Genomic DNA, 14,955 nt, shown 5'->3' with positions numbered 1-14,955 from the left:
CCCTTTTCATGCCGGGCCGCAATATCGGTGGCCTTGACCTGCGACTTTACGCCGTGAGCAGTGCTTCCGCAGATCGCGCTGTTTCGGGCGCTTAGGCAGGCAAGATTTTGTGTTGCGCGATGAATGTGAGGGCAGGGGCACACCGCAAGCCGCTGGTGCGCTGTTCCGCTCTAATTCCCTTCAAGCCCTCCGCCGATGTCACCATTTCAGGAGCGTTTCGGGCGCCCGAAACCGTTCCAGAACTGCGCGCGGGGCTGCGGGTGCGCACGGTCGAAAAACACCTGCGCGCAACCGGGCCGTCGCATTGGTTTCATGAGGGGCACTGGCAGCGTAGTACACAGGACAGCGAATGGCCGCTATCGCTGATTTGCTGCGCCTGCGATGTCGCAACCTCACCGTCGGCTTCCCGCCAATGCCGTTGATCTTGGCCTCGTAGACATGGTCGGCCCGGACCTGCCGTTCACAGGGTTGGTCATCGCTGCGGGACAGCTTCCCCAAATCGGCCTTTCGTGACGTTGTGCAGCGAAATCGGATGGTCAAGGTTTGAGGTGCGGACGAACCGGTCATTCCCCGAGATGAATCATCCTGTCCGGTGCGAGCGTTCCAAGAAATGCGGTGTCATGGCTGATGACCACCACCGCGCCGTCATAAGCCGCCAACGAGGCTTCCAACGCAGCGATGCCGCACAGATCAAGGTGATTGGTCGGCTCATCTAGGATCAGCAACTTCGGCGTTGGGGTGGCTCCGAGGGCACAGGCCAGACCTGCGCGCATATGCTCGCCCCCGCTCAGTTCGCCAGCGTGACGCAAGGCATCCGCTGCGCGGAAACCGAACCGGGCCAGTGCCGCATGGGCCATATGCGTATCCGCCACCGGGTTGAGGCGCTGGAAATTTTCGCGCAGGGTCAAGGTCGGATCAAGCAGACGGACATGCTGATCTAAAAGCGCGAACGGAACCGATAGTTCCACGAGGCCGCTTTGTGGCACGATCTGCCCGGTGATAATCTTCAAAAGCGTCGTCTTTCCGCTACCATTCGGCCCGGCAATGACAATGCGCTCAGGTCCGACAATAGTCAGCGACAGATCGCGGATCACAGGTTTATCGGGAGCATAGCCGCTGGTCACCCGATTCAGTCGCAGCACCGTTCTGTCGAGGGCAAGGCCAGTCGGGGGGATGTCTATGCGGAACGATCGTAGGATTTCGAGTTTTTCGCGGGCAGCGGAAAAGGCCACATCTGCCGCCGCGCGTCTGGCATCGCGCAAACGGGCAACCGCACCGCCTGACGCTTCGGCCCGTCCCTTGGCCGCGTCCATCAGGATTTTAGGCTGATCGCCCCTCGCCCGCGCGCGGTGTCCGGCAGCGTCTTTGCGGGCCTTGCGCTCGTGCGCTTGCTGCGCGCGCCGCGCCGCGTCAGAGCGAGACTTTTCCGCATGCGCTAGGTCGCGAGCGGCAGCATCCAATTCTGTATCCTTGCGTTGCCTGAAAGCGCTGTAATTCCCGCCATATCGTTTCACACCAAGCGAGGTAAGTTCGACGATGGCGTCCATTTCCTCCAGAAGCTCGCGGTCATGGCTGACGATGATTGCGCCGCCCGTCCAGCGCTGGATTAGGTCTATCACCGCCCGTCGCCCTTCACGGTCGAGATTGTTCGTCGGCTCGTCTAGCAACAGGAATTCCGGCTCGGCAAGGATCAGGGTGGCAAGGGCGGCGCGGCTGCGCTGGCCGCCCGATAGCGTCCCCAGCGGCGTCTGCGGCCCGGCCAACAGGCCACAGCGCAAAAGTGCGGTCTCAATCCGCGCGGACAAAGTCCAATCCGCCCGGGCCAGTTCCTCGGCATCCGCAAGCCCGGCCTCGGCCCGGTCCAGCAGATCGAGCGCGCTGCGCACACCGAATAGATCGGCGACGGTATCGTCTGGACGCTCCATCACGTCCTGACGCATCATCGCGATGGAGCCGGTCACCCGCACCTGCCCGAAAGTGGGATGAATCTCCCCCGAAATCAGGCGAAGGATTGTGCTCTTCCCCGCTCCATTGCGCCCGACGATGCCGGTGCGCTCTGGGCCAAAGGTCAGGTTGAGATCGTTAAGAAGCGGCCTGCCGTCAGGCGCGGACCAAGACAGGCAGGAGAGGGAAATGGATGCAGGCATGGGGCAGAACTTCTCGCAGCGAAACCGAAGGGGTGAAGGCGGCGAGGTTCAGGTCCATGGTGTTGACATCTCCGTTTGCAGGATAACTTTCAGGTAGTGTTCGCTCGGCAATTTTGCAAGCCAGCGCGGGCGGAGACTTTACGGCAAGCCTTTCTCGACGCCCGGCCGGTCGTATCAGCGCGCTAAGCCCCGAGCCGTCGGTCGCGCAGTGCGAAGCGTAAGTCTCCGCACAAACACGATGAGTCGCGAGCGATTATTCGCTGCGATGGGGCCGAAATACTGAGATGTTCTGAAGCCAGCTGTCGCGTGTTCGGTATTGCGCTCGCAAAGACGCGCGAGGCCAGTTGCTTGCGTTGATGACGCAAATCCAGCAAATCGCGAAACTGGGCCACAAGAGTTTTGAAGGGGCTCCGCTTGCCCGTTTTACGCAACGAGCGACGCGGCACGTTTTCTGCAAGCTCCAGATCACGGCAAACCTGAGCACCTCGCACGGTCACCAGCTTAACCCTCTCAATCTTGACTTCGCGGCTGACTTCCGTCTCGCCCTACCCATTCTCAAGTTCGATGGCCACGATCTTATCTTCGTATCCACGAAAGCGGAGCAAGATCGGCGCTCGAAGCTCGAAGCCGGGCGCAGGGTTCGTAAGCAGCGGCTTATGGGCCCCGATTTCAGCGCCCCGCGCATCGACGGGGCGGTTTTGTGCGGCCATTCCTTCCCTAGCCGACACGGCTTGCCCGAGCATCTCGACAAACCGGGCCGTTCTCAACCAAGGAGTATCCGATGAAGAAAACACTTCTGGCCACCGCACTGATCCTTTCGCCCATCGCCGCGCTGGCCCTGCCCGCTGTGGGCGATGTCGTGGGCACGAACCCGAACGATGTCTCTGCGGCATTGGCCGCCACGGGCTGCACCGTTTCCGACTTTGAAGCCGAGCACGGCAAGGTCGAAGCGGTTTGCACCGATGAAGCCAAGATGGTTTGGGAAGTGGTGATTGATCCGGCTTCGGGCGCTGTCACTGAGGTCAAGGAGAAAGACTGATGTCGGTGCCGCGAAAGCTCACTCAAACGGGCACAGCGGCGCGGACGGCGGGGGGCTCTGTCCCCTCCGCCACCGTAGCGCGGCCCACTTGGGACCCCCTGATCAGGCTTAGCCACTGGAGCGTCGCCGCTGCCGTGCTGGCGAACGGATTTTTCACCAAGGCCGGGGGCGCACTGCATGTTGGGCTTGGCTGGGCAGTGCTTGCCATCCTTGCGCTGCGGTTTGGCTGGGGGCTTTGGGGGCCGATCGAGGCGCGGTTCGCGAGCTTTCCGCCCGCGCCACGCGCCGCGATTGCGCATTTGCACGGGTTGGCCCGGCGGCATCCGCCGCGTGAACATCCGTCACACAACCCGGCGGGCGCGATGATGGTCTATGCGCTTTGGGGCGGGCTTTTGATTGTCTGCCTCACCGGGCTTTGGCTCACCGATGCCCGCACCCCCATGCAGATTGCCGCCGATCAGGCGGCGGTGCTTTCGGGAGACTGGTCTGCGCTTGTGCAAACCGCCGCTGCGGACGACACTGGCGCTGGGAGCGATATCCGAAAGGTCGTCAAAACCGTGCATGAACTGGCAGTAAACCTAATTTTGATCTTCGCGGCCGTGCATGTGGCAGGCGTGGCGGTCGAAAGCCGAGCACTTAAGCGCAATCTTGTGCGGCCAATGCTTTGGCGGCGGGCAGACAAAGACAAGAGCAGAGGCCCGAAGGCATGAAGCTGCCAGCGCTTAATACTGAGCAAAAGCATGCTGCGGTTCTTGCTGGTGTGGTGCTTTTGCAGGCGGTGGCGGTGCTCTTTTTCGTGGGTGATGCGGCGTCCGATATCCTGCGCGACGGGCCCGGACCAGAGACGCTGTTCGAGGGCTTCATTGCCTTCGCACTGAGTTCGGGCGTTGTGGCCGGGGGGTGGCAATTGCGCCGCGCGCTTGAGATCCAGCGCGCCCAAGCCCGGGCGCTTGACGTCGCGCGCGGCGCGCTGGCTGAGGTGATTGAGGCGCAATTCACCCGCTGGGGGTTGACGCCCGCCGAGCGTGATGTGGCGCTGTTCGCCCTGAAAGGGCTCGACGTGGCAGAGATAGCTGAGTTGCGTGGGGCAGCCGCAGGCACCGTGCGGGCGCAACTGGCGCGCGTCTATGCGAAATCGGGTGTCTCCGGGCGGGCGCAATTCGCAGCGCTTTTTGTTGAGGATTTGCTGGGCTGAGACCCACACAGGGTCCCGCTCATAGCGGCGTGACCACAGCAATAGCCGTTGGTTTTCGGGAGGATTACCGCGCGCCGAACAGGAGCGCCGCACTCAGGCCCGGAGAGGTGTTGGCGAGGTGCAATTCTGCACCATGCAGCCGGGCGATCGTATCGACAAGCGCGAGGCCCAGCCCGCTGCCCGGCGTGGCACGACTGGCTTCAAGTCGGACGAACCGCTCGCGCACCCGTGCCAGATCAGCCTCGGGGATGCCGGGGCCGTCGTCGCGCACCGCAAGCACTGTCTCTGCGCCGCCTTGAAGCATCAAGGTAATGCGCGCGGGGGCGGGGCAATGCCGTAACGCATTGTCGATCAGGTTGACGAGCGCTTGTCCCAGAAGGGCGCGATCACCAGTGACCGTTGCAGGGGCGACGATCTCAACGCGGAGATCATGCCCCATATCTTCCGCGCTCGCCGCCATCATCTCGAAAACATCACCGCACAGCGCCGCCAAATCGACGGGCTCATGGGCGATTTCGACCATGCCAGCCTGCATCCGCGCCAGCCGCAAGATCGCGTCAAACGTGCCCGAGATTTGATCCAAATCCTCAAGCGCTTTGCCGATTTCTTGCCGTGTTCCCTTGGGCTGCGTGGCATCCATCGCCACAGGCTCCAGCCGCAACCGCAGTCGCGCCAAGGGCGCGCGCAGATCATGTGCCACATCGGTGGAGACCTGCCGAATTGCGGTAATGCCGGCCTCAAGTTGATCAAGCGCCGCATCCACGCTTTGTGCAAGACGGGCCACGTCATCACGCCCCTCGTCGCGGATGCGCAACCCGTGCTCGCCTGCGCCAACGGCCTCAAGAACGGCCTCCATCTGCGCAATCCGTGCCTCGGTGCGCCGGGCAATGAACACGGCAAAAACAGTCGAAAACAGTGCGGCAAGGCCGAGCCCCCAGCCAAAGCTGGTCGTCAAAATTTCGGTCTGCTCGCTCAGCCAAGCATCGTCGCGCCCGGTTACAATCCAGCCTTCGGGGAGGCTCATTCCATAAGCAACAAACCCCTCTGGCGGGTTTGCATTGGCGCCTATCAGGGTCAAATCGTAGCCGGTTTGCAAATGGCGCAGGCCCTCGAAGGGCGCATACACCCGCACATTGCCTTGCGCAGCGCCATCGCCAACCGGCACAAAGGCCACAATCTGGCTGCCATCGGGGCTCACCGAAGCGCGCGCAGCGACCTGATCGGTCAAATCCTGCAAATCACCATCGCGCGCGGAAAGTGCTAAGGCATTGGTTTCTGAGATAACCTCGGCGGCCAAGCGCTGCGCCATCTCTTGGTATTGCAGCACATAAGCGATCCCTCCCGCCGCCAAAGCAGCCAGCGCAAAGACAGCTGAAATCGCCAATGCAAAGCGCATCGACCATGTGAGCGAGCGTTTCATGACGGGTCAAACACGTAGCCGATACCGTGCAATGTGCTCAGATACGGCTTGTTGAACGGCTTATCGATCTTGCCGCGCAACCGGCTGATATGGGTTTCGACCACGCTTGTTTTCGGATCGAAGTGAATGTCCCAAACCGCTTCAAGCAAGATCGTCTTGGTTTGCACGCGACCGGGGCGTTCCATGAAGTGGCGCAGCAGCAAAAACTCGCGCGGTTGCAGTTCGATCTTTTGGCCCTCGCGCCAAGCTTCGCGCGCCAAAAGATCAAGCCGCAAATCCCCTTGAATGAGTTCGGTCACTTCGGCGCGCAACGCGGGGCGGCGGGCGATTGTGTCAATCCGCGCCAAAAGTTCGACGAAGGCAAAGGGCTTGACCATGTAATCGTCGGCCCCGGCGCGCAACCCGGCCACCTTGTCTTCAACACTCCCCATCGCGGTGAGCAAAATCGTGGGCGTCGCAATTTGCGCGGCGCGCAGCGCTTTAAGCAGTGCCAAACCATCGAGCCCCGGCATCATCCGGTCAAAGATGAAAAGCTCATAGGGAGCAGAGGTGGCCTGCGCCAAAGCCTCCCGACCATCGTGTAAGAGATCGACCGCATGGCCCTCGCCCAGAAGGCCTTTGCGCAGATAGGCGCCGGTTTCGGCATCATCTTCGGCAATCAGAATTTTCATGGCAGGAGTTTCCTTTGCTTGGCTGCTTCTGTCACGCCCGAATGGCCCTGCCCTGATCGATTTCTTACACTTTTGTAAGAACTGCGTGAGCCGCAGCAGAATTGGCGCGTCCATATCGAGGCAATGCCGAGAAGGACTTCCCATGACGCTTTCAATTGCCCAAATCCTGCCATCTCTCACCGCGCTTGGTCTTTTTGCCTATTGGGGCATTGGAGCAGCGGCCGCGCTTGAGGCTTTTGTGCTCACCGGCATCTTTCTTCCGGGCACGCTTGTTGTTGAAGCAGGGGGCTTTTTAGCAGAGCGGGGCGTGCTCGATGTGTTTGATCTGATGTGGTTCGTGGCGATCGGCTCCATGCTTGGAGGTGAGGCCACGTTTTGGGCCGGGCGGCATCTGCGCGCGGGGCTCAAGGGGCGGTGGGCGGTTGAGAAAATGCCTGCCTATGCGCGCGCTGAGCGGTTGTTTGCGCGCCGTGGGGGCTTTGCGCTGGTGCTCGGGCGCTTTGCGGGGCCGGTGGCGGCGCTTGTGCCCTTTGCCGCTGCGATCGCGGGGATGGACGCGCGCCGGTTTCGCCTATGGAATGTTGCAAGCGGCATTCCCTATGCGGTCGCCCATGTTGGGCTTGGCTATGCGCTGGGGCGCGGGCTTACGCATCTTTCGCCGGTGTTGACGCGCAACGCCTTGTTTGCGCTTGGTCTGGTGGTGGTGACCTTTGCAATTTGGTCGGGGCTCAAGCGGCTCGATCGAGGGCTGGGGCCGGTATTGCAAATGCTAGGCGGGCTTTTGGATCGCATCGCGCTGCACCCGCAGGCGCAAGATTTCGGCGCGCGCCATCCGAAAACGGCCCGGTTCATCGCTGCTCGGCTCGACCGCAGCCATTTTGCGGGCCTACCGGCCAGCTTCTTGGCGCTGGGGGGCGTGGGGTTGCTGGCTCTTGGCTCAGACCTCGCGCGTGATTTTGTGATGGCCGAGCCGATTGTTCAAATTGATGCCCGTCTTGCGCAACTGATGCATTTGTTTTGGACACCAGGCTTGATTGCGCTTTTCACGCATATCACCGCCTTGGGTGACAAGGGGGTTGGTCTGGCTCTTTTGGCGCTTGTCGCGCTTTGGGTTCTGCTCTCGCGCCGCCCGGCGTTGTTTTGGGGCTTTCTGGTCGCGGGCCTTACCGATCTAACCGCGGTGTCGATCGCCAAACATGCTTTTGGCCGCCCGCGCTCCAGCCTTGGCTATTTTGTCGAGGGCTCCGGCAGTTTTCCCTCCGGCCATGCGGCGTTCAGCGTCGCGTTTTTCGGGATGCTTTTCTACATTCTGTGGCGGCTGAAATGGCTTGGTCCGATGACGGCGGCTTTTCTCGCGGCGATGACGGCGTTTTTGATTGGGCTGAGCCGCCTCTACCTTGTTGAGCATTATCTATCAGATGTGCTGGCGGGCTGGATCTTGGGGGCCTTGTGCCTGCTGGCCGGGATCGCCGTGGCGGAATGGCGGGAAAGCGCTGCGCCGCCCGCGTCTTATCACTTGCCCCGACCGCAACTGCTTTTTGCGGCGCTGATTTCGCTTGGTCTTCTGGGCTATGCGGGCACGCGGGTTGCAAGCTACGCCAAACCCCTCAAAGCCCGCCCGGAACCGACCGCCGTTGTTATGCTCGATGCCCCGGCTTTGCAGCTCGGAACATCGGCCTTGCCGCTGCAAGCCGAAACGCTGACCGGAAACGATCAACTGCCTCTTTCGCTCGCCGTTTTGAGCCCTTCGTCCGATGCCCTGCGTCAAGCACTTGAAGCACAGGGTTGGACCTTGGCCACCAAAGCCTCGCCCCAAAGCTTGGCGCAAGCCTTTTGGGGGGATTTGAAAGATCAAGGCGCAGCAGATGCAGCCTTGGCCCCATTGTTTTGGCAAACCCGCGCCAATGTTTTTGCGCTAAGCGCACCGCCAGCCGAAGAGCCTGCCGACACGCCCCGGCTAAGGTTGTGGCAAACGCATTTTGCCGACGCCTCGGGGCGCAGGCTTTGGCTCGCGGCCCTTACCCGCGATGATGGGCTTTATCTCGACCATGCCCGCCCCGCACCCGACGTGGCAGCGCAACTCGCCAAAGTCATGGAGGCCGCGCCCGCTGCTTTACCGGTCATAACGCTGCCGTGATCGGATTTACGGTTTTGTAAATCGCATGCGAAGGAAAGCGGCATGGGCTTTGGCACATCTTGGTCAGATGCAACGATCTTCCCAAGGATATCATGAGAAACCTTCTGCTTTCCGTCGCGCTGATCGCGGTGCCTGTCGCGGGCTTCGCGCTTGTCGAGACCGCGCTTCTTGCGCCACCCGCCGCGTCCAGTTCGGGGCTTGGAGATCTGTCCGCCTATAGCGCCATCGTTTCCGATACGCAGGCGATGGCCGATGCGGGCGACCTCTCTGGGGCCGAGCATCGGATCACCGACCTTGAAACGCTCTGGGATGATAATGCGAGCGCCTTGCGTAAGGCGGATCCGAGCGCTTGGGGCGCGGTTGACGGCGCGGCGGATGGCGCGTTTTCGGCCCTGCGCGCCAAAAGCCCCGACCCGGCCAAAATCGCCACTGCGCTCACGCATTTGCAAGCCGTGCTTGTTGCCCCTGTGCCGCAAAGCTTTGGCCCCGTGCAACAGGTCGCGGGCATTGATGTGACCGATGCCAGTGGCCACCCGCTGCCGTGCGAAGAGATGATCGGGCAGGTGCGCACCACGCTTGGCACCAACGTCGCCCCTGCTGAGGTCGCCGATTTGCAGGCCAAGGCGCTTGAACGCTGCAACGCCGATGACGACACCCGCGCCGATGCTTTTGCCGCGCAGGCGCTTGCGCAACTGAAAGGCTGAGCCAATGACCCTGCAAGAGACTGCGATGCAAGAGACTGGCCCCGGTGCGGTCGAGGTCTTCGCCCCCGACACCCCGAACCGCGTCCCTGAAGTCACTCCGGGCTTTTGGCTGATCAAGCTGATGGCGGTGACGATGGGCGAAACTGCCGCCGATTATCTGGCGGTCAACCTTGGCCTTGGCCTCACCGCCACCACGCTGATCATGGGCGCAATCTTGGCCCTCGTGCTGCGCACGCAATTCGCACAACAGCGTTATGTGCCCGCCGTTTACTGGTCGGCGGTGGTGCTGATCTCGATCGTCGGCACGCTGGTGACAGACAACCTCACCGACGCGTTTGGCGTGCCGCTGATGACCTCCACCATCGCCTTCACCCTTGCTCTTGGTGCCACCTTCGCGGCTTGGTTCGCGGTCGAGCGCACCCTCTCGATCCACGCGGTCTTCACCGCAAGGCGCGAGGGTTTCTACTGGCTCGCCATTCTCTTTACCTTCGCGCTTGGCACCGCCGCAGGCGACATGGTGGCCGAACAATTCGGGCTTGGTTATCTCGCCACCGGCACGCTGTTCGGGCTGATCATCGCCTCGCTCGCCTCTGGCTATTTCGCGCTCAAACTCGATGGTCTCTGGGCGTTTTGGCTGTGCTACATCTTCACCCGGCCCTTGGGCGCCTCCTTTGGCGACCTGCTCTCGCAGCCGCAAGACTACGGCGGCATGGGCTTTGGCACCATTCCCACCAGTCTGGGGTTCCTGTCGGTCATCGCCGTTACCGTCGCGGCCATGACCCTTCGCCGGCGGTCTTTCTAAGCCACCACTCCCGCCGGCACCCTCCGCTCTCCCCCAGGAGCGGAGGGCTTTTTTATGCGATGTCGCCACAAACTTGGGTTCTTACAGCTTTGTAAAGCGCCGCAGACATCGCGATGGCTTGTCTCTGTCATCTTCTCCTCAAGCCAAAGGAGACCCCGATGACCCAAACCGAATTTGCCATTTCCACCCGTGCGCTCTGCGCCCGCTACGATGATTTCACCGCGCTGCATCCGCTGGATTTGCAGATCCCGAAGGGCGAGATTTTCGGCTTTCTGGGCCATAATGGCGCGGGCAAAACCACCACGATCCGGCTTTTGACCACGCTGATGCTGCCCAGTTCAGGCAGTGCCACTGTGGCGGGCTGCGACATCACCCGCAACCCGGTGCAACTGCGCCGCGCGATTGGCTATCTGCCCGAAAACGTGCGCCTTTATGATGCCCTCACCACGCGCGAAAACCTGCGCTTCTTTGCCGATCTGTCCCAAGTCGATGATCCGCGCGCGCGGGTTGAGGAGGTGATGGAGTTTCTAGATATCCGCGCGCTCGCTGATCGCCGTGTGGGCAGTTTCTCCAAAGGGATGCGCCAACGCGTTGGCCTTGCGCAAGCCGTGGTGCATCGCCCCGAGGTGCTGTTTTTGGACGAACCCGCCTCTGGTCTCGACCCGATGGGGGTGCGGATGCTGCGCGAGGCGATTGCGGCGCTCAATGCGCAAGGCATGACGATTTTCATGAACACCCATGCTTTGGGTGAGGTGGCGCGGTCTTGCACATCGATCGGCGTTTTGGCGCATGGGCGGCTGGTGTTTCACGACCGGGCCGAGGCTTTGGGCGCGCGCTGGGGCGATGCCGTTGCACTTGAAGAACTCTATCTCGGCCTCGTGCCACAGACGGAGGAAGCGGCATGAGCGCCACTGCCTTGATCCGTCGTCAAACCTTGGCGGCCCTGATCCGCGAAAGGCTGATTGCGCTCATTGCCGTGCTGTTTGCGGTGCTGGTGCTCGTGTCGGCCTTTCTGGGCTGGTCCGCCACCACGACGGTTGATGCCATTTATGCGAGCGCCGTGAATTGGTTCGCCGCGCAGGGCCAGCCCGCGCCACCAAACCCGGTGACGCAAACCACCGCGCTGGCGCTGTTGCGCAACCTGACCATCTACATCAGCCTGATCGGCGCGTTTTCCGCGCTTTTGATCGGTCATCGCAGCATCGAAGCGGAGCGCCGCGCCGGGGTCTTGCCGCTGATCGGCACCCGCCCGCTTGACCGGCTGGATTATGCCTGCGGCAAAATCGCGGCCTTGGCGATTGCGGTGGGTGGCCTTGCGGCGCTGGCGGCGGCAATTGGCGCGGCAACGCTTCTGATCCTGCCTTCGGTGCAGGTAAGCGGGGCCGAATGGGCGCGCCTGGCCGCTTTTTTCGGGCTGGGCTGGCTTTACATGATGACCTTTGGCCTCGTGGCGCAAGCCGCGACCGCCCGCGCGCAGTCCGAGACCTCAGGGCTCTTGGCCCCGGTGGTGCTTTGGTTGATCGTCACTTTCGTCTTGCCCGCGCTCACCGGCAACATCCTGCCCACCGCCGCGATCAATCCGGTCTCGGCCCTTGCCGCCCCGCCGCAGTCTGTCGCCTTCGATTGGACCTCGGCGCTGATCGGGCCGCTCTCGCTTGGCGAAGCCTTTCAATACATGAGCGCCGATCTCTTAGGCTATCTGCCTGCTGGCCTCGCGCCGCGCGGTGCCGTGCCGCCGCTTGTGGTGCTGCTTGTGGCCGGGGCGCTGGCTTTCGGCGCGGCGCTTCGGGCGGGTCTCACCCTCGACATGACCAAAGGAGGCCCCGATGCCTAACGCGATCCTCACCATTGCGCGCAAAGATGCCAAGGTGGCGCTGCGTGACCGCTTTTTGTTCATCGCGACGCTGGCGCTTTTGATCGCCGCGCTGATCTCGCTGGGCACGGGCATTGTGGCGCTGCGCACCGATGTGGCCACCTATGCCGCCGCCAAAGCCCAGCTTTTGGCTTTGGGCAAAGACCTTGGGGCGATCGCCGCGCCAGAATTTTACCCACTCAAACTTTTGCGGGGCACAATCGAGCAGATTGAAATCATGGGCGCGGTGATCGCGCTGGTGGCGGGTTACCGTGCTGCCGTAGAAGAACGCGGCCGCCAAACGCTGACGCTGATCCTGACCCGACCTTTGGCGAATTGGCAGTTCATCGCGGCAAAGCTTGTGGGCGGCGCGGGGCTCGTTTCGGTGGCGCTGGCCGTGGTCTTCGCCGCCAGCACTGCCGCACTGGCCGCAGGGTTTGGCGTTGGGCTTGGGCCCGATGATGTGATGCGGCTTGCGCTGATCTGGGGGGCGTCGTCGCTCTACCTTACCGGCATCTTTGCCGTGGGTTTTGCGCTCAGCCTGTGGCTGAAATCTCCCGCGACGGGGCTGATTTCCGCCTTTGCGCTGTGGCTTTTGGTGGTGCTGGTCGCGCCACAGGTGGGCGACACGCTCGACCCCGACAACCAAGTAGCCGGCGGCGTTTTTGCCCAGCTTGCGGTGCCCAAAACCGAACAAAACCGCATCAAACAGGGCTTTGCGGCCTATGAGACCCTGCGCAACGGGATCGAGATCTCCTCGCCAACCAAACATTACGAGCGCCTCGCCTTCGCGGTGCTCGGCATCAAAGACAGCTACACCGGCAAACCGCTTGGCCCGATCTTGGTCGAGAAGCGTGGCGATGCGCTGTTTTTGATCTTTTTTACCCTCGGTCTGGGGGGGCTGGTGCTCGCCCGACCGATCCGTGCTGATCGTCTTTCAAAGGAGAGCTGACGATGACCAAGACCCTTACCGCAATGGCCATGGGCCTGATGCTGATCGCCGGAACCGCTCATGCGGCGCAAACCGATGCCGACCAAGATGGTGTGCCCGATATGGCCGAGCCGCTTTTGCACACCGACCCGCAAAACCCAGATACCGATGGTGATGGGGCCAATGATCTGGCCGACAAAGCCCCCACTTTTGCTCAGAGCCCGATCACGGCAGGCGGCACGGTGCCGAGCTTTCACATCGGCGAGCTGCTGGTGGAAAACAACATCGATCCGGTCGCGCATAAAGACGCGCCCGACCATCTGGAAATCGAGGTGGTGAATGACGGCCCCACGCCGCTTTCGGGTTTCACGCTTTACACCACGCTGACCGACAATGACACCGGCGCGCAAGAAGCCACGATCTATCACCCGACGGTCACCGTGCCTGCCGGGGGCGCGGCCCGGATTCACGTAGATGCAAGCGGTGCCCCCGATCATCTGCGCGCCAATCCGAACTCGATCTATGTCACCAGCCAATCGGCCAAGGTGATGACGGTCACGCTTCAATTGCCGGGGCAAGCAGCAGTCACGGCCAGCGTCAACAAAGATGCCGGCGGAGCCGAACAGGCCGACTGAACCGCACGCTGAGTTGCTCCCCCACGGGGGCAACTCACACACTGGATTAAAGGGGCCACTCAGGCGCCAATGACAAGATCCCCAGATTTGGTCGCGCACATTTCGTCAAATCTCTCGCAGCCCTTCGTTCTGCCGGCTCAACGGACCTGTCGGTCTGCAGATATCCTTTCAACGCAATCACAGTGGCGATGTGTTGCCTTAAAGATGAGAACGCGCGGGTCCTTCGTGCTTCAGGAGTGACATCTCGGAGCGCTGCTGACCATCTTTTTATGAACTGTTCGGACGCTCACTGCGGAGGGATGGGCTAAATTGGGTGGCTAGCAGCAGGTGCATAGGCCTTGCAAGGTGCTACCCGGCTAATCGCAATGACTGCAGACTACGCGGCGCAGAGATGGCTGCGCTAGCCGCGAACGGCGGTTATCGCGGATTTCTGCGCCTGCAATGCTGCAACCTCACAGTCGGCAAACCGCCCTTCGTGTCGATCAGAGCGTCACGCCGCCCTATTGGCAGGCCACTATGCCTTGCTGCTTCCCCTGTTTCTCAGGCCTACTTAACGAGGGGAACAGCGAAAATTCTCTAAATATCAATGATGTTAGCTTACTCTCTGCGGAATGCGCGCACTCCGGTACGGATGTGGGCTTAAGGTATTCAACTAGGGAAGAGTTCACCTTCTATGTGATCTCCCGCTAGGGCGCGAGCGATTACATCGGATACGTGGTTCGCGGCAGAAACTAGAGCGGCATCGGCCACATGCGCATAACCTGCGGTGACACTCCCCGCGGCATGACCAAGAAGGCCAGCGATGGTCAGCTCGGAGTATCCGAGGGTTGCTGCGACCGAAGCGAAAGTATGCCGGAGAGTGTGTGCTGAGACGCCCTGAATGCCTGCCTCCGCGCAAACGCGTTTCAAGCACTTAGGAAGCCCAACAAAGTGTCCCTCGCCACGTTCTGCGGGGAAGACCCATTCTTTGGAGGCAATGTCCAGCCCGTCGAAGGCGGCTTTCCCGACAGCGCGCACTTGGGCCCCAGTCTTGGTGTCGATAAGCGAAATGGTACCTTTCTCAGGCAGGCAATACTGTCCCTTGAGCGTGAGGCCTTCGTTGCGACGAAAACCGGTCAACAGCAGAAAGCGGATAGCATTGAGACCAGATGTGGGTTCCGCGGGACTATCGTCAAAGATGCGGCCCAAGGCCCTCAATTCGTCGAAAGAGAGGAACCGGGTTCGTTTGCGGACGGCTTCCCTTTTCACCCCATCAGCTACATTACGGGTCAGGATATCGTGGCGAATACCATGGTTGAGAATTGCGCCCAATATAACGACAGCGCGGTTAGCCACACCCTTGCCTCCCGTAGTCACGCCGCCGCGTCCCTTGCGTTTCTTGGCGGTCTTCCCAGCAGCGATGTCAGCCTGCATCTTAGTCAC

The 14,955-nt window shown here is 61.6% G+C and carries 16 protein-coding genes; 12 read left to right on the top strand and 4 right to left on the bottom strand.

Annotated elements, in window-relative coordinates; genetic code table 11:
• Nucleotides 1-119: 119 nt before the first annotated feature.
• On the top strand, nt 120-422 hold the full coding sequence (locus tag CRO18_RS19270) for a DUF2169 domain-containing protein (RefSeq protein ID WP_097083191.1): 303 nt from the start codon (nt 120-122) through the stop codon (nt 420-422).
• A 141-nt stretch (nt 423-563) separates the two neighbouring features.
• Here CRO18_RS19270 and CRO18_RS18165 read toward each other — a convergent pair whose 3' ends face one another.
• Nucleotides 564-2,147, bottom strand: a complete 1,584-nt coding sequence (locus CRO18_RS18165) for an ABC-F family ATP-binding cassette domain-containing protein (RefSeq protein ID WP_097083190.1) — start codon at nt 2,145-2,147, stop codon at nt 564-566.
• A 356-nt stretch (nt 2,148-2,503) separates the two neighbouring features.
• Here CRO18_RS18165 and CRO18_RS18160 point away from each other — a divergent pair, with 356 nt between their 5' ends.
• From CRO18_RS18160 to CRO18_RS18145, 4 genes are read left to right on the top strand one after another with little or no spacing between them, the layout of a single operon-like run.
• Complete coding sequence (locus tag CRO18_RS18160) at nt 2,504-2,932, top strand: hypothetical protein (protein ID WP_097083189.1); 429 nt, start codon at nt 2,504-2,506, stop codon at nt 2,930-2,932.
• Nucleotides 2,929-3,186 (top strand): PepSY domain-containing protein, encoded by a 258-nt coding sequence (locus tag CRO18_RS18155; RefSeq protein WP_097083188.1) that lies wholly within the window; start codon nt 2,929-2,931, stop codon nt 3,184-3,186. Before CRO18_RS18160 ends, CRO18_RS18155 begins: the two co-directional genes overlap by 4 nt.
• Entirely contained in the window at nt 3,186-3,896 is a 711-nt protein-coding gene (locus CRO18_RS18150) for a cytochrome b/b6 domain-containing protein (RefSeq protein WP_097083187.1), read from the top strand. Before CRO18_RS18155 ends, CRO18_RS18150 begins: the two co-directional genes overlap by 1 nt.
• Entirely contained in the window at nt 3,893-4,381 is a 489-nt protein-coding gene (locus tag CRO18_RS18145) for a helix-turn-helix transcriptional regulator (RefSeq protein ID WP_097083186.1), read from the top strand. The genes CRO18_RS18150 and CRO18_RS18145 overlap by 4 nt, the downstream gene beginning before the upstream one ends.
• A gap of 64 nt (nt 4,382-4,445) precedes the next feature.
• On the opposite strand, the gene CRO18_RS18140 is transcribed toward CRO18_RS18145, so the two are convergent.
• Entirely contained in the window at nt 4,446-5,801 is a 1,356-nt protein-coding gene (locus CRO18_RS18140) for a HAMP domain-containing sensor histidine kinase (protein WP_097083185.1), read from the bottom strand.
• The gene (locus CRO18_RS18135; protein ID WP_097083184.1) at nt 5,798-6,472 is read right to left on the bottom strand and encodes a response regulator transcription factor; all 675 of its coding nucleotides are present in this window, start codon (nt 6,470-6,472) and stop codon (nt 5,798-5,800) included. Before CRO18_RS18135 ends, CRO18_RS18140 begins: the two co-directional genes overlap by 4 nt.
• A 142-nt stretch (nt 6,473-6,614) precedes the next feature.
• Between CRO18_RS18135 and CRO18_RS18130 the strand changes: the two genes are divergently transcribed.
• The 7 genes from CRO18_RS18130 (at nt 6,615) to CRO18_RS18100 (ending at nt 13,533) form a co-directional block, all read left to right on the top strand.
• Nucleotides 6,615-8,609 (top strand): bifunctional DedA family/phosphatase PAP2 family protein, encoded by a 1,995-nt coding sequence (locus tag CRO18_RS18130; protein WP_170952735.1) that lies wholly within the window; start codon nt 6,615-6,617, stop codon nt 8,607-8,609.
• 92 nt (nt 8,610-8,701) lie between these two features.
• The gene (locus tag CRO18_RS18125) at nt 8,702-9,313 is read left to right on the top strand and encodes a hypothetical protein (RefSeq protein ID WP_097083182.1); all 612 of its coding nucleotides are present in this window, start codon (nt 8,702-8,704) and stop codon (nt 9,311-9,313) included.
• Between the two features lie 4 nt (nt 9,314-9,317).
• Nucleotides 9,318-10,115: a hypothetical protein gene (locus tag CRO18_RS18120; RefSeq protein ID WP_212710199.1), complete on the top strand. Its 798-nt coding sequence runs from the start codon at nt 9,318-9,320 to the stop codon at nt 10,113-10,115.
• 158 nt (nt 10,116-10,273) lie between these two features.
• Nucleotides 10,274-11,020: an ABC transporter ATP-binding protein gene (locus tag CRO18_RS18115; protein ID WP_097083181.1), complete on the top strand. Its 747-nt coding sequence runs from the start codon at nt 10,274-10,276 to the stop codon at nt 11,018-11,020.
• The gene (locus CRO18_RS18110) at nt 11,017-11,949 is read left to right on the top strand and encodes an ABC transporter permease (RefSeq protein WP_097083180.1); all 933 of its coding nucleotides are present in this window, start codon (nt 11,017-11,019) and stop codon (nt 11,947-11,949) included. The genes CRO18_RS18115 and CRO18_RS18110 overlap by 4 nt, the downstream gene beginning before the upstream one ends.
• Entirely contained in the window at nt 11,942-12,919 is a 978-nt protein-coding gene (locus tag CRO18_RS18105) for an ABC transporter permease (protein WP_097083179.1), read from the top strand. Before CRO18_RS18110 ends, CRO18_RS18105 begins: the two co-directional genes overlap by 8 nt.
• Before the next feature lie 2 nt (nt 12,920-12,921).
• On the top strand, nt 12,922-13,533 hold the full coding sequence (locus CRO18_RS18100) for a hypothetical protein (protein ID WP_097083178.1): 612 nt from the start codon (nt 12,922-12,924) through the stop codon (nt 13,531-13,533).
• A 648-nt stretch (nt 13,534-14,181) separates the two neighbouring features.
• Here the strand turns inward: CRO18_RS18100 and CRO18_RS18095 are convergent.
• On the bottom strand, nt 14,182-14,955 hold a 774-nt coding region (locus tag CRO18_RS18095; protein WP_143128690.1), incomplete at its 5' end, for a site-specific integrase.

Source organism: Rhodobacter sp. JA431, assembly GCF_900217725.1.
Taxonomy (GTDB): domain Bacteria; phylum Pseudomonadota; class Alphaproteobacteria; order Rhodobacterales; family Rhodobacteraceae; genus Rhodobacter; species Rhodobacter aestuarii.
This window is presented reverse-complemented; position numbering and strand designations above follow the sequence as displayed.